Here is a 19780-nt window from a genome sequence, read left to right as displayed (position 1 = left end):
AAATGATCGCGGCGGACAAAAAGTTCTTGCCACCCGGCAAGCCGCCTCGGCTTTGTTATACGCTACTAGCGTATAGCGGGGCGGCTTCGTTAGGAAGGTGAGAGCACCTAATGAAAGTCCGCCCTTTTTTTATGGGCGGTAAGGAGAAATTATGCCACGCACACGCAAAACCAAACAAGCCGCCCTTACCGAAAACCAACAACTATTGTTGTTTTTACTGCAAACGCTTAAAGAACGCGCCCGGCTGATACGTTCGCAAGTCGTACGCGCAAATGAAATTTCCCCCTTAGAAGCAGAAGCCCTAGCCACTACGTTTCAGATTTTAGATTCCTACCGGGAGTTTTTATCCCATTTGGAAAATTTATTAAAAATTTCCCATACTAAAATCCCGTCCGACTTTTTCTTACGCTAAACATTGGAAACGTAATTTTGAGCCGGGACGGCCCGCCGCCCAAAGACTAACATTGTTAGTACACCGCCCTTAGGACACAACGAGATCCTGAATCAAGTTCAGGATGACGTCCTAAGGGCGGTGTACGTAATCGTAAGATAACAAGGCCGTTTTTTAACAGCGCGGTAAGAGCGAAGGACAACACCCGGTTTTCAGTTTTGAGCTTAGGCAAGGCCGCAAGGGACGGCCCGCCGCCCAAAGACTAACATTGTAGATGATTATATGATTTTTCAGATTTGAGCCGTATTGCGTGGGCAAGTGCCCCGCATAGGCGTAGCGGTAGCTACGTCAAGGGGCAGGGACACGCAAGACGGCCAAATGTGGAAAATTGTTTATCCTTCTTAAGACACAAAAGGCAGACTTTGTTAGTCTGCCTTTTGTGCGCATGATAGAAGTTACGAAAAGTTGCTACAAACTAGCGCGGTATAATCTATAACGCCGGATCCTTTATACCCGCTTGCGCAAACCCTTTAGCGCGTAACTTGCACGAGTCGCACTTGCCGCACGGCTTATCGCCTCCGGCATAGCAACTCCACGTCAGCTCTAGCGGTACGTGCAACTTAACTGCCAAACGTACAATTTCCGCTTTGCTTAGGTGCATGAGCGGGGCAAGCACATCAATTCCTTCGCGCACGCCGCGCTCGGTCCCGCGGTTTAGGGCTTCGCCCGCGGCTTTAAAGAAAGCCGGGGTACAATCGGGGTAGCCGGAAAAATCTACCGCATTGGGCCCGGCCACAATTGCGTCCGCGCCCACGGCGTCTAACAACGATCCGGCGATAGAGAGAAACATCAAGTTCCGTCCGGGCACGTAAGTAGAGGGGATACCGTGTTGCGGGATTTGTTCCACCGCCACATCCGGTAACGGTTTATTATCATCCACTAACGAACTGGACGACAACCACGGCAATTTTAAATCAATCAAATGGTGTTTGATATGCAACTTACGGGTAATTGTTTGCGCGGCCACCACTTCACGCAGGTGGCGTTGACCGTACGAAACGGTTAAGGCCTCACACTCATAGCCCCTAGCAATAGCCCAGTGCAAACACGTCGTGGAATCTAACCCACCCGAAAAAAGCACAATGGCTTTTTTACGTTTACCCGCAGACGGTTGATGCATAACAGCCGGTTTAGATTCTACCACGCCGTTTTCTTGTAGCACGCTTAACTCCAACACACGCTCTTGCGGACGGTCGGTTTCGGGCGTTTGGGTAACTTGTTCTACCGGCGTTTCTGTCGGCGGTTGTTGGGGGGCCGGCAAATCTACAAACATACTATCCTCGGCGTTGGCTTGTTCTAACCCGGGGCGGGGCTTACTGATTTGCCAAATGGTTTTCCCGGCGGAAAGTGACACGCCCGATTCTTCTTCCGCGGGTGGTGCTTTCGGTTTAATTACCCGTTCGGGCAACGGCTTGGTGTTACGCGGGGCCGATTTTTCTTTTTTTGCAACCGGCTCTGTTTTTTTAGGAGTCGGTTTACTCAGTAAATCTTGCACTTCCGCACTTTCCTGCTTAGGCGGCTTGCCGGCATCGTCAATAGACGGCATCCATTGGTTGGCCGCCGGTTGAGGCATGAGCTGGCTGGCGAGTAAAGTTTTTTCCACCATGGGGCGCAAGTTTAAATCTATCATGGTCTTAAATTGCGGCTCTTGCACTTGGGGCACATCGTGCTCAATGGCTTTAAAAGTCGCCCACGCCGGGTCGGGCTTTTTGCCAAGCGGCACACAAACGGCCCAATTTCCTTTAGGCGCATAAGCCGCTTGCGGAACGACGGAAAATTCGTTGAGCGTAAGGGCCAGCTCCAAATCTTTGACGGCCGTAGCCGGGCCGTGCTCGCTAAATTCTACCAAGCGGACAGTCGTTTGTAATTCTTCTATAAATTTACCCGGCTGGCTGATTTTTTCCACAAACTCTTTAAACGCTTGCGCGCAGAGCATATCTTCTTCGTTTTGTTGTCCGCTGAAAATAGTAGCCGGAACAAGCAGAATATCTTTGCCGATACCTTGCGCTTGTTGTACCAATGAACGGAAGTTACAAAACCCGCCCAACAGTACTGCCGAAGCGCGGCGCACTTGTTGCAAGGCACGTCCGGTGTCGTTACTCACTAGCAGGACCGGGGTTTGGGGGGCCAGTTTTTCAGCCAAATGGGGCGAGTCGTCCTCGTGCGCGCCGGTAAACGGCAACTCCGTCATCACTTCAAACGCAGGATAAGCCGATTTTAACCGCTCGGCAGTTTTGACATCCGGGCAGACCACAATATTGCGCTCCCCTTTGGCAAGAAGTGTGCAGATAGTAGTAGCCGTACGGAGTACGTCTATAATAACGGCCGTACCCGTCCAAGAAGCACATTCGCCCAGATTTTTAGCGACTAGCACGTTCATTAAGCACTCCCATTACTTCAAAATCGTCAATGGCTTTTTTATCAGCGTCAGTTAAATTATCCACATATTTAATGGCGTAGATAATCAGCGTAATGCGCGGGTCGGCCACGCCGTCCTCGGCATTACTGTATTGGTTAAGTTGGATAGCATCTGCCCCTTTGGACGCAGCAATCTTTTTTCCCTTTTCTACCCCCATCAAAATAGAATCGCGGGAAGGATTTAAATTTTTAATGCGCAGTAACCCCAAGTTACCGTACGGGCGGGTAATGTCTTTGCGTCCGCTGACAATTTGAATATTTTTGGGGTCGGTCGCCGGAAATTCAGGGCCTATCGGTATCCAATCAATTTGGCCTTGCTCTAACGTAGCGCAACCGGCCAATACAAACGCGACTAAAATTAAACTTTTTATCCCTTTCATAATACCTCCTATTTATACTGAGCGGCTAACTGTCCGCACGCGGCTAAAATATCGTTACCCATGCTTTTGCGAATTGTTACGCCAATTCCCATGGCTTTTAAGCCGGCGGCAAAATTTTTCACTACGCGCTCGTCGGTTTTTTCGCCGCGGCCCAAATTACACGCAATCAAATTGACGTGCAGTAAATAATTATCCTTAATAGAATAGATCCAATCGGCCAATTTACGGATGTGCTCCGGGCGGCTGTTGACGTTTTCCAATACGGAATATTCTAAAAATACTTGGCGGCCCGTCATAGCGATATATTCCTCCAACGCTTTTTTCAGCTCGTCCAAATCGTACTTGCGGTTGACGGGCATGAGTTTACTGCGTTCGGCATTGTCGGCATTATGCAAGGAAATAGCCAAATTGGCCTGCGGCAAATCTACCGCCAGTTTATGCAGTTTATCAGCTATGCCCGACGTAGAAACAGAAATATGCCGTGCACCGATGTTTAAGTAATCGGGGTTGGACAAATCGTGCGCCGCTTTGACGACGTTTAAATAGTTCAGCAGCGGCTCGCCCATACCCATAAACACTACGCTGGAAATACGCTCGCCCAGTTTTTCTTTGCGGATGTATTGATACCACATTAAAACTTGGTCGGTAATTTCTTCTTGGGTTAAATCACGCTTGAACCCCATTTTGCCCGTACTACAAAACGAACAATGCAAGGCACACCCCACTTGGCTGGACACACATACGCTCCACGTATCTTGCGGTTTTAACAGGACGGTTTCTATTTGCAAACCGTCGTTGAGTGTCAGCAACGCCTTAGCGGTGCGGTCTTGGCGGGAAACGACAATTTTACTGACTTTAAACGATAAAATCGGTTGTTCTTTTATTAGTTTTGCACGCAAATCGGCGGGCAAATTAGACGCCTCGTCCCACGACGAAATACCGCGTTTAAACACAGCCTCTTGCACTTGCGCGATACGGAAATTAGGCAGTCCGGCGTCCTTAATATATTGTTTAACACGTTCAAAATTCATAGTTCTATTTTATCATATTAGGTATCTTTGTTGTGTTTACAGCCGCTTTTTAACCCATTAAACCACAGCACAATTTTGCCGAAAAAGCGAAAAAGAGCTTAGCAGACTCCCACGAACCCCCCTTGCCAAAGATAACACCAAACGCAAACAGAGGTTTGAGGCCTTATGCCTGCCCCCGGCAAAAGTCGTTGCGTTGCAAAGCAACAGTGCAAAAATAGTGTGGCTACAAGTAAATGAAAGCTCGCGGACAACATGCCCGTGCGGTGAGCACTTGACAAATCAAAAAAAAAAAACGATAATAAAGAGACGCAAAAAATATACAAGGAGCAAACAACATGAAAAACAAACAAGCTTTTACGCTTATTGAACTCTTGGTCGTCGTTCTCATCATCGGTATTTTAGCGGCGGTTGCCTTGCCGCAATACCAACGGGCGGTAGAAAAAAGCCGCGCCACACAGGCATTTACCATTGTAAAATCTCTTGCTGAAGCCCAAGAACGGTATTTCCTCGCCAACGGAGAATATGCCACCTCATTTGATAGTTTTGATATAGAGATCCCCGGCACAGATGCCACATACAACGGCTACGCCCGCAAAAAAACAGATTATTTTGATTTTGGCCTAAATACCATGTCAGACACCCCCATTATCGCTTTTGCCCAACGGTGGGAAAAAGGGCAAGTACACGTAGGCGGAAAAGGACATTACTCTTTTGTAAAAGTAGCCAATGACCCAAACATCTATTGCAAGCTTTCCTCCGGTGGACTGGGCGACCCGTGGCAAATTTGTAAAACCTTGAGCGGCGGTCAATTATCCCCCACTTACAGCGGTTGGTATATAATACGTTTGTAACAAATTCAGTATAACATCACATGAAACACCCCGAGCCGAAGCCGAGGTGTTTCGCTTATGTCACAAAATATTATCCTCGCTGATTTTAGATGAACCCTTGCCTTATTTCTATTCGTCTTGGTCTATTTTATCCCACTTAAATATCATCATTATTTTTACAACCCGACAAATTGTGCTTGAAAAAACAAAAAAAAAAAACAATAATAAAGAGACGCAAAAAAACAAGGAGAAATTTATGCAAACAAATATAAATGTAGGTCAGGGTGCTCGCCGCACGAACCACCCTCGCTTTTCCCCTCGCCCCTTGCGGGAGGTCCTCGCCGGACGGGCAACCTCTCTCTTTTACCCCTCGCCCCTTGCGGGAGAGGGTAGGGTGAGGGGTAATAAAAAGCGGGGTATAACAGAACAAGGAAATAACTTTATTATTTACCCCCTCATCGGTTTTGAGTGCTTACGCACACAAAACCACTTCCCCCGCCAGGGTGGAAGTCAAACGGCAAGCGGCTTTACGCTTATTGAATTATTAGTAGTAGTCTTAATCATCGGTATTTTAGCGGCGGTTGCCTTGCCGCAATATCAAAAAGCGGTGGAAAAAAGCCGCGCCACGCAAGCCATTACCTTACTTAAAAGCATTTACAACGCCGCTAAGGCCTATCAACTGGCTAATGGTGAGTGGCCAACCTCGGTTGACGAACTCGCCGTAGAAACCCCATGGACGGGAACTACAAACGGCATTAACCTTGGACATCATAAGCAAGGCCAGTCTAATGCAGATTGGTCTATACAGATACGAAATTCGGGTTCAACTTCTGTTTCTCGCGGTATAATTATTTCCCACTTATCCGGCCCTTATGCGGGAAGTGCTTTTGCCATATATGCAGCTTCGGACGATGGGCGCATCCCTATTGACCAATTGCTATGTGTTGAAATGGTCAGCGAAAACAACTATCCGTTCACAAAATCTAAAGGGGCCTATTGTCAGAAAATTATGAAAGGGACACTGTTACACACCAACGGCGAGGGCGCTTGGAATTATTTCCGTATGCCTTAATTTAGATTACTTGAAAATTTCCCACCCAATTTTGCTATAATGTCTGCACTATGGGAGAAATTAAATTCAGCACAGCCGGCTTTCGGGCCATTACAGCGGGCGGACTTACCGCCCAAACGGTACAGCGTTTAGCGTACGGTATTTCCGAGCACGTTTTGGAACACCCTTTCTACGGGTTTAGAGGAACGGGCTATCAGAATTTTTGCAAAACTCAAGGCAAAAAACTGAAAAACCCGCTCGTCATCGTCGGGTACGATACCCGGTTTTTATCCAAACAACTGGCCTTTGTAGCCGCCAATGCACTCGTGCAAAGCGGTATCACCGTACACATGGCCGAAGAACCGCTGCCCACCCCGGTAGCCGAGTGGGCTGTGCTGAGCCAATGCGCCGTAGGTGCGGTAATTATTACCGGTAGTGAAGCCCCTTACCACATCAACGGGCTGAAATGGATTTCGTACTACGGCGGTATTGCCAACAACGAAATTTGCGAAGATATTGAAAAGCATATTCCGTCTGAAAACGCCCAAATTTTAAAGGCCTCTTCCACCGAGTTTGGCACGCTTAACGCGGCCGTAGTGGTAAGCAAAGATTTACGCAAAAATTATTTAGCGCATTTGGAAAAACTCATCAATACCCGCGCGCTGAAAAAATCTAAACTTAAAATTGCGGTGGATCCGCTTTTCGGCTCGGCTAAAAATTATTTCCGTCCGTTTTTGGAGAAAAACGGTGTTACCGTAGAAGGCATCCACGAGGAAGATGACGTCCTTTTCGGCGGAGTTACCCCCAACGCAGGACCGGTAAGCTTAAAAGAGCTGACCGAACTGGTACTGCGCAAAAAAATGCATTTGGGTATTGCGTGCAACTCCGATTGCGACAAATTCGGCTTGATTGATTCAGACGGCGAGTGGATTTCCCCCAACGAAATCGCCCCTATGATTTTGGATCACTTAGTGCGTAACAAAAAACAAAAAGGCCGCATTTGCCGCAGTGTCATTACATCCAACTTAATTGACCAAGTGGCCAAAGCCAACGGACTTATGCTACGCGAAACGCCCGTCGGGTTTAAGTATATTACAGACTTGATGACCTCGGGCCAGTACATTATGGGTATGGAAGAGTCCGGCGGGCTGGCCATTGCCAATCATATCCCGGATAAAGACGGCCTTTTGGCATGTTTGCTCGTGGTAGATTTGCTCGCTACCGAAGGCAAAACGCTCAAACAACTGCGCAAAGATTTTTACAAGAAATACAAACAACTCTTTGACCAAAAAGTCAGTATCCCCAAAACGGAGACCGAAATCAACCGCATTATGGAGCGGTTGGATATCCGGCCGCCGCTTTCTATCAACAAAACCTCTGTGTGGCGTATTGATAACACCGACGGGTTTAAATTCCTCTTAAAAGGCGGCAGTTGGTTAGCCATCCGCCCTTCCGGCACGGAACATCTGATCCGTATGTATGCCGAAGCACAAGACGAAAAAACCCCGGCGGCGTTAATTAAAGAAGGTAAAAAAATCATAGACAGTATGCTATAAGGCCGCACCTGCGGCCGAGGGGGTTGTATGGTTCGCATTGAAAAAATTACTGCTCGGGAAATTTTAGATTCCCGCGGCTACCCAACCGTAGCCGCCGACGTGCTCTTGTCCGACGGCGCGCGCGGTTTTTCCGCGGTGCCAAGCGGGGCCTCTACCGGCTCGCACGAGGCACTGGAACTGCGCGATAAAGACGCGCGCTTTGGCGGCAAAGGCGTATTAAAAGCAATTGCCAACGTGCAAAAAATTGCCACGCATCTGGCGGATATGGACCCGCTAGATATCCGCGCCATAGACCAAGCCATGTGTAAGTTGGACGGCACGGACAATAAATCTAATTTAGGGGCCAACGCGACGCTATCAGTATCCATGGCCGTACTTCGCGCCGGGGCGCAATCTACCAAAACTCCTTTATATAAATTTATTCGCGAAATTTACCGCCTTAAAGAAACCGGATATATCTTGCCCGCGCCCATGCTTAACATCATTAACGGTGGTAAGCACGCCGATTCGGGTTTAGATATCCAAGAATTTATGATTGTGCCTACGCACGCCAACACCTTTAGCGAGGCCTTACGAAGTGCTAGCGAAACATATCACACGTTACGCGTAGCGTTAAAAAACGCGGGGCAAGTAATTGCCGTGGGCGACGAAGGCGGCTTTGCTCCCAAAATTGCCAAACACGAGGACGTCTTAAAGACCATTTTATCTGCCGCCCAACAAGCCGGGCACCCAACTATGTCTTTAGCGTTAGACGCCGCCGCTAGCGAATTTTTCAAAGACGGGAAATATCGTTTTGAAGGCAACAATTTATCTGCGGATGAACTGTGCCAAGTTTACGAAAACTGGTGTAAAAATTATCCGCTTATCTCGTTAGAAGATCCGTTGCAAGAGGACGACTGGACAAACTGGCAGACCTTAACTGCCAAACTGGGCGGCAAAGTGCGTTTGGTGGGTGACGATTTATTTGTTACCAACCGCCAACGCTTAGCACAAGGCATTAAACAAAAAGCCGCCAACGCTATTTTAATTAAGTTAAACCAAATCGGCACCGTGTCGGAAACGATAGACGTGATGCAACTGGCCCGGGAAAACGGCTATGCGTGTATCGTGTCGCACCGCTCGGGAGAAACGGAAGACACGTTTATTGCCGATTTAGCCGTTGCCACTAACGCAGGAGCCATCAAAACCGGCGCGCCCGCCCGCGCGGAACGCACCGCTAAATATAATAGGTTGTTAGAAATTGAAAGCGAACTCGGCCCGCAAGCCGTGTACGCCCAAGGGAGTATTTTTAGAAAGTAATGAAAGAAGTTATCAATACACTTATTAAAAACCGCAAACCACTGCTGGCGGGGCTAGCCCTGCTGGCGGTGGTGGCGTTGTGGTTGGGAAGCAGTATCGTCAGTTTAGTACACAACAAAATAGAAACAAACCGGCTCGTTCGTAAAAGTGCGGCTTTAGACAGCGAACACAAAAACTTACTTCACACAAAAGAATTGTTAGAAGCGCAAGACCCGGTATTGGTGGAAAAAATTGCCCGCACGGAGTATGATTTGGCTAAGCCCAACGAAATTGAATTTCGCTTTACGGATAATAAATAATATGAACATTGACGTGATTAACTTAGGCCCGATGGATAATTGCACGTACCTTATTTCACAAGGTAACGACGCACTGCTTATTGACCCGGCGTGGGATATGAATTTTTTGGAACACACGCTTGAGCAAAAAAATTTAACCTTACGCGGTGTACTTTTTACGCACGGTCATTTTGATCACGTCAAATTCGCCCAAGACCTTTTACAAAAAACAGGTCTGAAAGGATATTTGGAAGAAAGCGACGTAGAATTATCCGGCATTGACCCGCAATTTTTACACACCTATCACGGCGAGCAAAACTTTAAAATCGGTCCGTTTGACCTGCACATTATCCCCACCCCCGGCCACACCGCCGGCGGTGTGTGCATCCAAATCGGCAATGCACTTTTCACGGGCGACACGCTTTTCCCCGGTGCGTGCGGACGGGTAGATTTACCCTCGTCCGACCCGCGCGCCATGCGCCAAAGCTTACTCAAACTGGCGCACTTACCGGAAGACACCCAAATTTTTGCGGGCCACAGTTACGGCGGAAAATGCAGTTCTACCATTGGCTATGAGCGGGTCAAAAATCAATTTATGCGCAATGCGCTACGCGACAAGGAGCTGTTATAATGCACCCGGTTTTTTTACACATCGGACCCTTTGAACTGGCCAGTTACGGCGTGATGACCGCGTTGGGTTACGCGGTAGCGTCTTACTATTTACTGCGGCACTTACCTAAAAATATAGATAAAGACACATTTTGGAACTTAATTTTCATTATTTTTATGGGCGCGCTTGTCGGCGCGAAATTATTATTTATCCTCGTTACGTGGCCGCAACTTAACGGCACAATGTGGGAAAAGATGACGTATTTTGCGCAAAATTTCCGCTACGGATTTGTATTTTACGGCGGGCTGATTGTAGCGGTAGCGGCGCTGATTATCTACATGAAAAAGAAAAACTTGCCGCTTTTACCCACGTCCGATTTTATTATTACCGGGCTTCCGCTGGGGCATGCATTTGGGCGCGTGGGTTGTTTTCTGGCGGGCTGTTGCCACGGTAAACCCACCGCGTTGCCGTGGGGCGTTATATTTTCAGACCCCCACGCCATGGTTTCGCCCGATTTAATCGGCGTTCCCGTCCACCCGGTGCAACTGTATGAAGCCGTAGGCAATTTGCTGATTTTCTTTCTCTTGCACAAACTGTATAACCGCCCGCATAAAAACGGAATGATATTGGTGGCGTATATTGCCTGTTACGGCACGTTACGTTTTGTATTGGAATTTTTCCGGGGTGACTTTCGCGGAACGTATATTTTCGGGCTTTCGCCGGCGCAACTCATTACGCTTTTACTGGCCCTAACAGCCGGTATCATTTGGTGGCGCACGACAAAAAAAGGAACAAAAAAATGGCTGATAAAAAAACGGTAATTTTTGAGGGATATTCTAAACGCTTAGACGTATTTGTGTCCGATGAATTGGAAAATTTGTCGCGCTCACTTGTTCAAAAGTTAATCAAAGACGGCCACGTTACTGTCAACGGCAAAAAAGTAAAACCGTCTTGGCCATTGACAGCGGGCGAAACGGTAGAAATCACGTTGCCGCAAGCACACAGCCAAACAAAGCTCAAAGATTTAATTATTAACGACGGAAAAGATTTTTTTGCTTTAATAAAACCCGCGGGCATGCTGGTCCACCCGCAAAGCCCCGTGTGGGAAGAACACCCGGAAACGGTTTTTTCCTCCGAAGAAACTTTAGTATCGGTTATTTTAGCTAACCCGCCCAAAGGGTTTGATAAAACAATGCCACGCGCGGGACTCGTCCACCGGTTAGACCGCGAAACAAGCGGCGTAATGATTGTAGCCAAAACGCAAGAATTTCAAGCGGAAATGATTGCCGCGTTTGCCGCGCGCAACGTGCATAAAACGTACCACGCGATTGCGTGCGGGCTCGTCCCCGACGACGAAGGCACGATTGACGTGCCGATCGGGCGTGTAGCGGGTGGGAAAATCAAGGCCTCTGACGTCGGGCGCGAAGCCGTAACCGATTATAAAGTGTTGGAGCGCAAAAACGGTTTTACGTATATTGAACTCTACCCGCGCACCGGGCGCACCAACCAGTTGCGCGTGCATTTAAATTGGCTCGGATACCCCGTCCTTGGCGACTGGCTCTACGAGGGCGCAACGGCCGAGCGTCTCATGCTCCACGCTAGGCGCATTGAATTTACACATCCGCTAACGGGTAAAAAGTTAAAATTTGAAGCCCCGGTGCCGGACGATTTCCTTGCCGCGTGGGAACGGGTCACTAAGAAATAAATCTAGGGCAAAGTAAATTGATACTGTCCGTTGCCGTCTTTGGAAGTATAGACGCCCCCCATGCTTTTGCAAATCTTTTTACCAAATTCTTCTTTTGTGCCGGGTTCTACCTTACATTGTCTGAAAGTTCTTAAATCAACATAACTGACCCCATCACGTGCGCTTCTGCAAGACGCGTACCCGGTTGTGCCAATGCTACAAGATCCCCACGAATAGCTGACCTTATTATTAACTACTTGCGTACCCTTTGGCAAATCAATAGACAAGGCACTGATATCATTACTAAATTCTCCGTTGGCCAGTTTATATACTTCTTGTCCTCTACCTAACGCATTAGCAAGAGAAATTAGTTGCATATACCGCGCTTTGGCGACGGCTAATTCATATTTCGGCAACGCCACCGCCGCTAATATACCGATGATAAGTACTACTACTAAAAGCTCTATTAACGTAAATGCTTGTTTGTTTTTCATACAACACTCCTTTAATAATTTTTACCAACCAATAAAATGGTATCAAAAAAAAAAACGATGTCAACCCCCTTGCCGGGGGCAGGCATTTTGGGAGTCAACTTTCACTTACTTGTAGCCACACTGTTTTTGTAGTGTCGCTTTGCAACGCAACACTCCCCTGCCAAAAAATTTCCGTCGTTGTCGTTTATCCGCCCGATAGCGTGCCGTTAAAAAGCGTTAAAATAAGTAAAAATTTTTCATGTTTGAGCGTGAGCGAGTTTGAAAAATTTTCTTGTTTTAACTGCTTTTTATGAGCGTGGGCGGCAATCTTTTGGTACTTTTCTGTTGCCAGAAAAGTACAATATAAAATCTAACCCTTTTTTTGGGTTGCCGGGGGACAACTAATCTTTTAGGATAATACTGTAATCAATTTGTTCTGGGGGATAAATAAAGGTTCGTCCTTTATTGCAGAACAACAACACAGGGGATAAGTGTGGGTGTTGACACTAGACAACTCCCATGCAAAGAAGCCCCGGGCACACACCGGGGCTTCCTAAATTTTCATCCGACCCGGCAACAAGAGGGGACTTGTACGCCGGGCAATTAACGGGGTCTTATTTCGTGGGAAAATAGGGCCCCTGTTTTATTGAGCGAAACGATAATAACGCAAATTACCAGTTGTGGCCAAAGTACCCCCAAATAATTTGGTGCAATAATCTCCGTCATTCTTGTTAAATTTCACACCATACGAGTTTGATTTACCTTCTATACACAAGGTTTCTCCCGGATAATATCCTGCAGGCCAATGAAAATCATGCAATACAAATCCGCCCCCCGCATACTGCCCGTTCAAACGTCCGATTATTACGTAGGAACCGTAAGAATCACTACGTCCAAGTTCAATGGCCCATTCGCCATTGGAACGAACGTCTTTAATCTGTGATGAATAATCATAATACTTTTCCGTTCCCGTCCACGGGATATCTATGGCAAGTTCGTCAAAACTTTGCGGCCACTCGCCGTTAGCCAAGTAATAATTTTCTATCGCTTGCGATACACTTTTAAGCATCGTTTGAGCTTGCGCGGCGCGTGATTTTTCCACCGCTTTTTGATATTGCGGCAACGCCACCGCCGCGAGTATACCAATAATGAGTACGACGACTAAAAGTTCAATGAGCGTAAATGCGTTGCCGTTATAACATAAAGACTTGTCATCCCGGAAATTTGTAATCCGGGATCTTCTGATTTTCTCTCGCCAGTTAACCATCCCTTCAGAAACAAAAATACGAAGATGCCGGATAAAAACCTTCCGGCATGACAGCTTAATTTGATTTAAACAACCCTTAAAACTATTTTCTTTTTCCATAACAACTCCTCCTTTTTCATTTCTGTTTAATCAAATTAAATCAAAAAAAAAAACGATGTCAACCCCCTTGCCGGGGGCAGGCATTTTGGGAGCTAGCTTTCACTTAATTAAAGCCACACTCTTTTTACTATGTTGCTTTACAACGCAATAATCTCCTTGCCGGAGATAAGTATTTTTTCGCGACGAAAAACCCGTCCCCGGTTTAACCGGAAACGGGTCTTATTTTGCAAAAAATAACTTTTATAAATCTTTCTGATACACGCGGTAGCGTTTGTAGGGGTGGCATCCGCACTCTTGGATAGCATGCACCATGCCGGCGTTGTCTTCCAGCACCCACGACAGTTCCGCTCCGTCCCACACGGCTACTCCGTGCGTAACGATGTGTTTAATTAAAATTAAATCTAACCCGCGCTTTCTAAACTCCGGCATAACGCCTAGCATAATCAGCCGCGCATCTTTAATGCGTTTCCACGTCCATAACGCACGCAACACCCGCCACGGGTTTTTAAGCGATCCTTTCAACACGCGCAACACGTGATTCATATTGGGGATACAAATATAAAACCCGGCCGGCACGCCGTTTTCTTCTAGTATGCACGTGCCTTCGGTGCGGATAATGGGTTTTAGCTCATGCACAATGTCTAACATACCTTGCTTGGTCAGCGGCACAAAGCCCCAGTTTTCCGCCCAAGCGGCGTTATAAATTTGGCGGATAATTTCGGCTTCTTCGTCAATTTTGTGCAAATTAAGCCGCCTAAGCGTAATGCCTTTGGCGCGCTCGCACCGGGCGCAAATTTTCAAAAACCGCTCGGAAAATTTATCATCTTTGGTGCGGTAAAAAGCGAGTAAATCTTTGGCTTTGGTAAGTCCGGCTTTTTCAATTAACCCCGCGTAATAAGCAAAATTATACGGCATCATAATAGCGGGCATACTGTCAAACCCCTCCACCAAAAGTCCGTAGGTGTGATTGCTTGACGGGTTAGCCGGCCCGCGCATTTCTTCTACGCCTTGTGCTTTGAGCCACTTTTCGGCCGCTTGAAATAAAGCAGCAGAAACTTTTTCGTCGTTAATTGAGTCAAAAAAACCAAAGAAACCGATATTTTCTTTGTGGTATTCGTTGTGGGCCCGGTTGACAAGGGCCATAATACGCCCGACGGGTTTGCCCCCCTCATACGCCATAAAAAGCGCGCGCGAAGCCGTAGCCCAAAACGGGTTTTTTGTATCCAATAAATGCTGGGTATCGGCTTTTAATTCCCCCACCCAATACGGATTATCCTTATATAAGGTAAAGGGAAACTCTACAAACGCCTGAATATCAACCGGGGAAATAATTTCTTTGATTTGCATAGTCGTCTAAAAACAAAACCCCGCACGCGGCGGGGTTTTTTAAAAACTCCTTATTTAATAATACCGATACTGCGGCCCGCTTGGGCAAACGCATCAATAATTTTTTGGACGTGTTCGTCCGTATGCGTGGCCATGAGCGTCAGGCGCATGAGTGCGCGGCCGGGCGGCACAGCGGGGCTGATGACCGGGTTAGCGAAAATGCCCATTTCGTGCAAAGCGCGCCACATCTTAAAGCAGTTTTCGTTGCTACCCACGTGCACCGGCAAAATCGGTGTAGTGCTTGTGCCTAAATCGTATCCCAACTCTTCCAACCCTTTTTTGAGTTTGGCAGTTAAACGGAATAAATTATCGCGGCGCGACGTATCGTTTTCAATAAGTTCCAACGCTTTGGTAATGGACGCAATACAAGACGGCGGCATAGAGGCCGAGAAAATCTGGCTGCGCGCATTGTGGCGCATGTAGTGGATGATATCTTCATCGCCCACCACAAATCCGCCGACGGTCGCAAATGTTTTGGAGCACGTACCGACGATTAAATCTACCTCGCCGTTTTCCAACCCGAAGTGCTCACACGTACCGCGGCCCGTTTTGCCGATAATACCCGTAGCGTGTGCATCATCTACCATAATGCGTGCGCCGTATTTTTTACCGATTTTCACAATATCGGGTAACGGGCAAATGTCCCCCTCCATACTAAATACACCGTCCACAATAATAAGTTTCCCGGCATCTTCGGGGATCTTGGCAAGCACGCGCTCTAAGTCGGCCATGTCGTTGTGTTTAAAGCGGACCATTTCGCCCTCGGACATTTTAATACCGTCCAAAATGCTGGCGTGGTCTAATTTATCCACAATAGCGTAGTCGCCTTTTTTGATAAGGCACGACACAACCCCTAAATTCATTTGATACCCCGTTGCGAAGAGTAACCCGGCTTGTTTGCGTTTGAACTTAGCAAGTTTCGCTTCCAAATTATCGGCAAGTTTTGTGTTGCCGTTTAAAAGGCGCGAACCGGCTACGCCCGTGCCGTATTTTTCCACGGCTTCCAACGCGGCTTTTTTCATTTCCGGGTCGTTAGCCAACCCCAAATAGTTGTTAGAGCCCGCCATAATGTATTTTTTGCCGCCGAGCATAACTTCCGGCCCTTGCGCGGACTCTATCGGTTGAAAATAGCCGTAGATGCCCATACGCATCGCAATTTTGGCGTCCTTGTAATTTCTGCACTTCTCAAAAATATCAGCCATAGTTTTTTCCTCTCGCAACGGTAGCTTACGCTACTTACTTACTTTTTTAATAATGTTTGTGGTAGAACGTCCTTTGAGTAAAGCAAAACGCACTACTTTTTTTGCAAATTCGCGGCCGACGATTTCCGACGGCTTATAATCGCCCCCCTTGACAAGTACGTCCGGGCGGACGAGTTTTATTAAATTGTACGGTGTATCTTCGTTAAAAATACACACTGCGCTTACACTTTCTAACGCCGCTAACACGAGTGCGCGGTCCGCCTGCGTATTAACGGGGCGGGTCGGTCCTTTCAAACGGCGCACGGATGCGTCGCTATTTAAACCCACGACAAGCAAGTCGCCCTTACTGCGCGAAAACTCCAACACGCTAACGTGTCCGGCGTGTAAAATATCAAAACATCCGTTGGTAAAAACGATTTTTTGGCCTTTTTTGCGTGCCGTTTCTACCCATTTTTTGAGTTGGCGCGGCCCTAAAATTTTACTTTTCGCTTTCATGTTCCTTCTCTTGTTTAATCATCCGCTCAATGAGCCCCGTATCGGTATTGCCAGATATAAAATCGGGGTTGGCTACAATTTTTTGATGAAAGGGAATCGTCGTTTTTACGCCGCCCACTACAAACTCGCCCAGCGTGCGGCGGCTGCGGGCCAGTAAACGTGCGCGGTCCGGCGCGGTAACAATGAGCTTAGCAATCAAACTGTCGTAATACGTCGGGATAGCATAGCCGCTATATACGTGGCTATCCACCCGCACACCGAGCCCGCCCGCCGGTATCCACTCCGTTACCGTGCCGGGGCAAGGCGCGAAGTTGTGTTCGCTGTCCTCGGCGTTGATACGGTGTTCAATAGCGTGGCAGTTAATGACGGCCGCCTCTTTTTGGCTAAGCGGTAATTTTTCGCCTTGGGCAATTTGAATTTGAAGTTTCACTAAATCTTGCCCGCAAACTTCTTCCGTAACCGGGTGCTCTACCTGAAGGCGGGTATTAACTTCCATAAAATAAAATTCTTTCGTAGGCGCCATTAAAAATTCCACCGTGCCCACGCCGCAATACTTGGCGGCTTTGACTACTTTGCACGCCGCTTCTTGAAGTTGAGTGCGGGTTTTAGCATCCACAAACGGACTGGGCGATTCTTCCACTAATTTTTGGTGGCGGCGTTGAAGCGAGCAATCGCGCTCGGCAAATGCTACGACGTTACCATAGTTATCTGCGGCTACTTGTACTTCAATGTGGCGCGGATTTAAAATCAGTTTTTCAAAATACATCCTATCGTCGCCAAAGTTGGCGCGGGCTTCGGCTTTAGCGGTGGTCATCATGCGGTCCAAATCTTCTTCTTGCAGGCAGGCGCGCATGCCTTTTCCGCCGCCGCCTAAAGCGGCTTTAATCATAAGGGGAAAGCCGATTTTGCGTGCCAACGCGTGGTAATTTTTACCAACGACGCCGTCAGAGCCGGGCGTAACCGCCACGCCGGCTTTTACGGCTATTTCGCGCGCGGTAGATTTAACACCCAGCATGGAAATTGTTTGCGCGCTCGGCCCGATGAACGTAAGGCCCGCTTGTTCCACCGCGGCGGCAAATTCTTCGTTTTCGGACAAAAAGCCATACCCTGGGTGGATAGCATCCGCTCCCGTAATTTTGGCAGCGGTAATAACGGCATCTATATTGAGGTAACTTTGCGCCGAGCGTGCCGGACCGATACACACGGCCTCGTCCGCCATACGCACGTGTAAACTGTTGCGATCCGCTTGCGAATAGATCGCAACCGATTTGATATTCATTTCTTTTAACGTGCGAATCACACGAACGGCAATTTCGCCCCGGTTGGCGATGAGAACTTTTTGAAAATTTTTCTGTTGCAAACCAGTTGCCATTTAGTGCTCCTGCGGCTCAATAAAAAATAACGGCAACCCAAACTCTACGGGGGCACCTTCCTGCGCCGATACTACCCGCAATTTCCCGGCAACGGGAGCCGTAATTTTATGTTTTTTAGAAACGGTTTCCACTACGCCCAAGGCCGCGCCTTGTTCTACCGGTTGGCCTTCGGTAAGGGTTAAATTTTGGCCTTTGTCCGCCGCGTGGTAAATGCCCACCGTGGGGGCCGTTACCGCCGTAAGCGAGCAAGCAAACTGTGCGGGCTCGGGCAAGGCCTCTTGGGTTTTGATTTCAATACTGTCGCCGTTGTTTTCGTAACAAAATTCGGCCAAATCGGTGGTTTTCATCCAATCGGTTACTTCTTTGATGAGTTTTGTATCCATAAAAATCCTCTAAGGTGCCTAAGCGGCACGTAGCATTATTTTACCATTTTTTTTATGGGTTTAGGCAGAAACTAATACTTTTTTTCCGTTTACGCGGTCCGGCAAAAACGCTATGATACCCCTATGAAAATGACAAATCTGATTCAACTGATTGTGTGGTTGGCTATTGCCCAACTGCCCGGACTGCTGGGTATGCAGTACGTGTTTGACAATATGACGTGGTACCGCACGCTGATTCACCCGGCGTTTTCTCCGCCCGAAGCGGTGTTTGGTATCGTGTGGGGTGTGTTATATGTGATGCTGGGCATAAGCGCATTTTTGGCGTTTCGCGAAAAATTGCACGGGCACGCCTTGATGCTTTTTGTGTTGCAACTGGCTTTAAACGCATGTTGGACGCCGGTATTTTTTGGCGCGCACAGTGTAACGGGCGGGCTGATTTTAATTGTCGCTATGCTGGTGGAATTTATTTTTCTGTGCCGCGCGTTTTGGCCCATTAGCCGCACGGCGGCGTGGCTACTGGTGCCGTACGGCTTGTGGCTGCTGTTTGCCACGTACTTAACCGCCGCTATGTGGTGGATGAATTGAACTTAAGTAAAACGTCCCTTTGTAAAAGGGACGTTTTACTTTACTATAATGGCCACACATCAATAGCACTTTTACTGAGTTTTGGGCCGGATACACGGATAACCTGCCCGCAATAGCTACCCGATGTGCCACCGAACGATAAACCATTGCTTAGGCGTTCTGCACAAGAAATAGTGCCTTCTTCTATATCGTCGTACGAATTTTTAAGCCAATAAACAAACCCCGCACCGGCATACTTACCGGTTAGCCGTCCCATATATATCCCGCAAGTGGTAGGCGTCCAACGCACAATTTGCAACGACCATTGTTCATTAGAATAAGTGGGATATTCACTTGCCGTCCACTTTTCTGTTCCTGTCCACGAAATATTCACAGGTAATTCATCTAAAGAAGCCGCATATTCTCCGTTCGCCAGATAATACGCTTCTTGGGCTTGTCCGATTGTTTTAAGTACCGCAAGGGCTTGCGTGGCGCGTGATTTTTCCACCGCTTTTTGGTATTGCGGCACAGCCACCGCCGCCAAAATACCGATGATAAGTACTACCACTAATAATTCAATAAGCGTAAATGCTTTGCTGTTATAACATAAAGGTCTGTCATCCCGGAAATTTGTAATCCGGGATCTTCCGATTTCTTTTCGCTCGTCAACCATCCCGCCAGAAACAAAAATACGAAGATCCCGTGTAACGGCCTCACGGGATGACAAGCTTTTTTTAACATCAGGCAATTCGCCCATGCGGTGAGCACCCTGACCTACAACAGCTTTACAACATCTTTCCTTTTCCATAAAAACATCCTCCATTTGATTTGGGCATAATCAAATTAAATCAAAAAAAAAAAACGATGTCAAGTTTTATTTTTTCTCTCGCTATATCCCGCATAGAAACTCTGCGGGATGACGAGCGAGAGAAAAATATATACAGAAAAGG

At 47.6% G+C, this 19780-nt stretch carries 21 protein-coding genes; 10 read left to right on the top strand and 11 right to left on the bottom strand.

All coding sequences use genetic code 11. The annotated features are described in order from the left end of the window. Positions 1-151: 151 nt before the first annotated feature. Entirely contained in the window at positions 152-412 is a 261-nt protein-coding gene (locus ACQY2W_RS06055) for a hypothetical protein (RefSeq protein ID WP_428050399.1), read from the top strand. 469 nt (positions 413-881) lie between these two features. Here ACQY2W_RS06055 and queC read toward each other — a convergent pair whose 3' ends face one another. Genes queC through rlmN form a run of 3 tightly spaced genes read right to left on the bottom strand, consistent with a single transcriptional unit; the run spans position 882 to position 4280 of the window. Further along, entirely contained in the window at positions 882-2831 is a 1950-nt protein-coding gene (queC, locus tag ACQY2W_RS06050; RefSeq protein WP_428050397.1) for a 7-cyano-7-deazaguanine synthase QueC, read from the bottom strand. Further along, the gene (locus tag ACQY2W_RS06045) at positions 2812-3249 is read right to left on the bottom strand and encodes a hypothetical protein (RefSeq protein ID WP_428050395.1); all 438 of its coding nucleotides are present in this window, start codon (positions 3247-3249) and stop codon (positions 2812-2814) included. Before ACQY2W_RS06045 ends, queC begins: the two co-directional genes overlap by 20 nt. An 8-nt stretch (positions 3250-3257) precedes the next feature. After that, entirely contained in the window at positions 3258-4280 is a 1023-nt protein-coding gene (rlmN, locus tag ACQY2W_RS06040; protein WP_428050393.1) for a 23S rRNA (adenine(2503)-C(2))-methyltransferase RlmN, read from the bottom strand. Positions 4281-4615: 335 nt separating this feature from the next. On the opposite strand from rlmN, the gene ACQY2W_RS06035 reads away from it, so the two are divergent. The 8 genes from ACQY2W_RS06035 to ACQY2W_RS06000 all read left to right on the top strand — a co-directional run bounded on the left by ACQY2W_RS06035 (position 4616) and on the right by ACQY2W_RS06000 (position 11609). After that, positions 4616-5131, top strand: a complete 516-nt coding sequence (locus ACQY2W_RS06035; protein WP_428050391.1) for a type IV pilin protein — start codon at positions 4616-4618, stop codon at positions 5129-5131. A 373-nt stretch (positions 5132-5504) separates the two neighbouring features. Beyond that, the gene (locus ACQY2W_RS06030) at positions 5505-6182 is read left to right on the top strand and encodes a type IV pilin protein (RefSeq protein ID WP_428050389.1); all 678 of its coding nucleotides are present in this window, start codon (positions 5505-5507) and stop codon (positions 6180-6182) included. Positions 6183-6232: 50 nt separating this feature from the next. Beyond that, positions 6233-7717: a hypothetical protein gene (locus ACQY2W_RS06025; RefSeq protein ID WP_428050387.1), complete on the top strand. Its 1485-nt coding sequence runs from the start codon at positions 6233-6235 to the stop codon at positions 7715-7717. Between the two features lie 27 nt (positions 7718-7744). Continuing rightward, the gene (gene eno, locus ACQY2W_RS06020) at positions 7745-9016 is read left to right on the top strand and encodes a phosphopyruvate hydratase (RefSeq protein WP_428050385.1); all 1272 of its coding nucleotides are present in this window, start codon (positions 7745-7747) and stop codon (positions 9014-9016) included. After that, on the top strand, positions 9016-9315 hold the full coding sequence (locus ACQY2W_RS06015; RefSeq protein ID WP_428050383.1) for a septum formation initiator family protein: 300 nt from the start codon (positions 9016-9018) through the stop codon (positions 9313-9315). The genes eno and ACQY2W_RS06015 overlap by 1 nt, the downstream gene beginning before the upstream one ends. A gap of 1 nt (position 9316) precedes the next feature. After that, entirely contained in the window at positions 9317-9925 is a 609-nt protein-coding gene (locus ACQY2W_RS06010; RefSeq protein WP_428050381.1) for an MBL fold metallo-hydrolase, read from the top strand. Continuing rightward, a complete protein-coding gene (lgt, locus tag ACQY2W_RS06005; RefSeq protein ID WP_428050379.1) occupies positions 9925-10725 on the top strand; it encodes a prolipoprotein diacylglyceryl transferase in 801 nt (266 codons plus the stop codon). The genes ACQY2W_RS06010 and lgt overlap by 1 nt, the downstream gene beginning before the upstream one ends. Beyond that, entirely contained in the window at positions 10704-11609 is a 906-nt protein-coding gene (locus tag ACQY2W_RS06000) for an RluA family pseudouridine synthase (RefSeq protein WP_428050377.1), read from the top strand. The genes lgt and ACQY2W_RS06000 overlap by 22 nt, the downstream gene beginning before the upstream one ends. 2 nt (positions 11610-11611) lie before the next feature. On the opposite strand, the gene ACQY2W_RS05995 is transcribed toward ACQY2W_RS06000, so the two are convergent. The 7 genes from ACQY2W_RS05995 to ACQY2W_RS05965 all read right to left on the bottom strand — a co-directional run bounded on the left by ACQY2W_RS05995 (position 11612) and on the right by ACQY2W_RS05965 (position 18266). Then, positions 11612-12082 carry a type IV pilin protein gene (locus tag ACQY2W_RS05995; RefSeq protein WP_428050375.1) on the bottom strand — a complete coding sequence of 157 codons (471 nt, stop codon included), beginning with the start codon at positions 12080-12082 and terminating at the stop codon, positions 11612-11614. Positions 12083-12704: 622 nt separating this feature from the next. Beyond that, entirely contained in the window at positions 12705-13427 is a 723-nt protein-coding gene (locus tag ACQY2W_RS05990; RefSeq protein WP_428050373.1) for a type IV pilin protein, read from the bottom strand. Positions 13428-13667: 240 nt separating this feature from the next. Continuing rightward, entirely contained in the window at positions 13668-14774 is a 1107-nt protein-coding gene (locus ACQY2W_RS05985) for a GNAT family N-acetyltransferase (RefSeq protein ID WP_428050371.1), read from the bottom strand. 50 nt (positions 14775-14824) lie between these two features. Beyond that, positions 14825-16015 carry an aminotransferase class I/II-fold pyridoxal phosphate-dependent enzyme gene (locus ACQY2W_RS05980; protein WP_428050369.1) on the bottom strand — a complete coding sequence of 397 codons (1191 nt, stop codon included), beginning with the start codon at positions 16013-16015 and terminating at the stop codon, positions 14825-14827. A gap of 30 nt (positions 16016-16045) precedes the next feature. Continuing rightward, positions 16046-16510, bottom strand: coding sequence for a D-glycero-beta-D-manno-heptose 1-phosphate adenylyltransferase (gene rfaE2, locus ACQY2W_RS05975; protein WP_428050367.1), 465 nt, complete (start codon positions 16508-16510; stop codon positions 16046-16048). Then, complete coding sequence (gene accC / locus ACQY2W_RS05970; RefSeq protein ID WP_428050365.1) at positions 16494-17882, bottom strand: acetyl-CoA carboxylase biotin carboxylase subunit; 1389 nt, start codon at positions 17880-17882, stop codon at positions 16494-16496. The genes rfaE2 and accC overlap by 17 nt, the downstream gene beginning before the upstream one ends. Further along, positions 17883-18266 carry an acetyl-CoA carboxylase biotin carboxyl carrier protein gene (locus ACQY2W_RS05965; protein ID WP_428050363.1) on the bottom strand — a complete coding sequence of 128 codons (384 nt, stop codon included), beginning with the start codon at positions 18264-18266 and terminating at the stop codon, positions 17883-17885. A 123-nt stretch (positions 18267-18389) separates the two neighbouring features. Between ACQY2W_RS05965 and ACQY2W_RS05960 the strand changes: the two genes are divergently transcribed. Further along, a complete protein-coding gene (locus ACQY2W_RS05960) occupies positions 18390-18851 on the top strand; it encodes a TspO/MBR family protein (protein ID WP_428050361.1) in 462 nt (153 codons plus the stop codon). Positions 18852-18894: 43 nt separating this feature from the next. Here ACQY2W_RS05960 and ACQY2W_RS05955 read toward each other — a convergent pair whose 3' ends face one another. Then, complete coding sequence (locus ACQY2W_RS05955; protein WP_428050359.1) at positions 18895-19638, bottom strand: type IV pilin protein; 744 nt, start codon at positions 19636-19638, stop codon at positions 18895-18897. Positions 19639-19780 lie beyond the last annotated feature (142 nt).

It is taken from the genome of Candidatus Avelusimicrobium caledoniensis (assembly GCF_902756455.1).
Lineage (GTDB): Bacteria > Elusimicrobiota > Elusimicrobia > Elusimicrobiales > Elusimicrobiaceae > Avelusimicrobium > Avelusimicrobium caledoniense.
Note: the sequence above shows the minus strand (reverse complement) of the source record. Positions and strands in the feature narration are given on the sequence as shown.

Bases quoted from the DNA above. Each gene is read 5' to 3' on its own strand.
- ACQY2W_RS06055 (WP_428050399.1), top strand. From the start codon at position 152: ATGCCACGCACACGCAAAACCAAACAAGCCGCCCTTACCGAAAACCAA.
- queC (WP_428050397.1), bottom strand. From the start codon at position 2,831: ATGAACGTGCTAGTCGCTAAAAATCTGGGCGAATGTGCTTCTTGGACG.
- ACQY2W_RS06045 (WP_428050395.1), bottom strand. From the start codon at position 3,249: ATGAAAGGGATAAAAAGTTTAATTTTAGTCGCGTTTGTATTGGCCGGT.
- rlmN (WP_428050393.1), bottom strand. From the start codon at position 4,280: ATGAATTTTGAACGTGTTAAACAATATATTAAGGACGCCGGACTGCCT.
- ACQY2W_RS06035 (WP_428050391.1), top strand. From the start codon at position 4,616: ATGAAAAACAAACAAGCTTTTACGCTTATTGAACTCTTGGTCGTCGTT.
- ACQY2W_RS06025 (WP_428050387.1), top strand. From the start codon at position 6,233: ATGGGAGAAATTAAATTCAGCACAGCCGGCTTTCGGGCCATTACAGCG.
- eno (WP_428050385.1), top strand. From the start codon at position 7,745: ATGGTTCGCATTGAAAAAATTACTGCTCGGGAAATTTTAGATTCCCGC.
- ACQY2W_RS06015 (WP_428050383.1), top strand. From the start codon at position 9,016: ATGAAAGAAGTTATCAATACACTTATTAAAAACCGCAAACCACTGCTG.
- ACQY2W_RS06010 (WP_428050381.1), top strand. From the start codon at position 9,317: ATGAACATTGACGTGATTAACTTAGGCCCGATGGATAATTGCACGTAC.
- lgt (WP_428050379.1), top strand. From the start codon at position 9,925: ATGCACCCGGTTTTTTTACACATCGGACCCTTTGAACTGGCCAGTTAC.
- ACQY2W_RS06000 (WP_428050377.1), top strand. From the start codon at position 10,704: ATGGCTGATAAAAAAACGGTAATTTTTGAGGGATATTCTAAACGCTTA.
- ACQY2W_RS05995 (WP_428050375.1), bottom strand. From the start codon at position 12,082: ATGAAAAACAAACAAGCATTTACGTTAATAGAGCTTTTAGTAGTAGTA.
- ACQY2W_RS05990 (WP_428050373.1), bottom strand. From the start codon at position 13,427: ATGGAAAAAGAAAATAGTTTTAAGGGTTGTTTAAATCAAATTAAGCTG.
- ACQY2W_RS05985 (WP_428050371.1), bottom strand. From the start codon at position 14,774: ATGCAAATCAAAGAAATTATTTCCCCGGTTGATATTCAGGCGTTTGTA.
- ACQY2W_RS05980 (WP_428050369.1), bottom strand. From the start codon at position 16,015: ATGGCTGATATTTTTGAGAAGTGCAGAAATTACAAGGACGCCAAAATT.
- rfaE2 (WP_428050367.1), bottom strand. From the start codon at position 16,510: ATGAAAGCGAAAAGTAAAATTTTAGGGCCGCGCCAACTCAAAAAATGG.
- accC (WP_428050365.1), bottom strand. From the start codon at position 17,882: ATGGCAACTGGTTTGCAACAGAAAAATTTTCAAAAAGTTCTCATCGCC.
- ACQY2W_RS05965 (WP_428050363.1), bottom strand. From the start codon at position 18,266: ATGGATACAAAACTCATCAAAGAAGTAACCGATTGGATGAAAACCACC.
- ACQY2W_RS05960 (WP_428050361.1), top strand. From the start codon at position 18,390: ATGAAAATGACAAATCTGATTCAACTGATTGTGTGGTTGGCTATTGCC.
- ACQY2W_RS05955 (WP_428050359.1), bottom strand. From the start codon at position 19,638: ATGGAAAAGGAAAGATGTTGTAAAGCTGTTGTAGGTCAGGGTGCTCAC.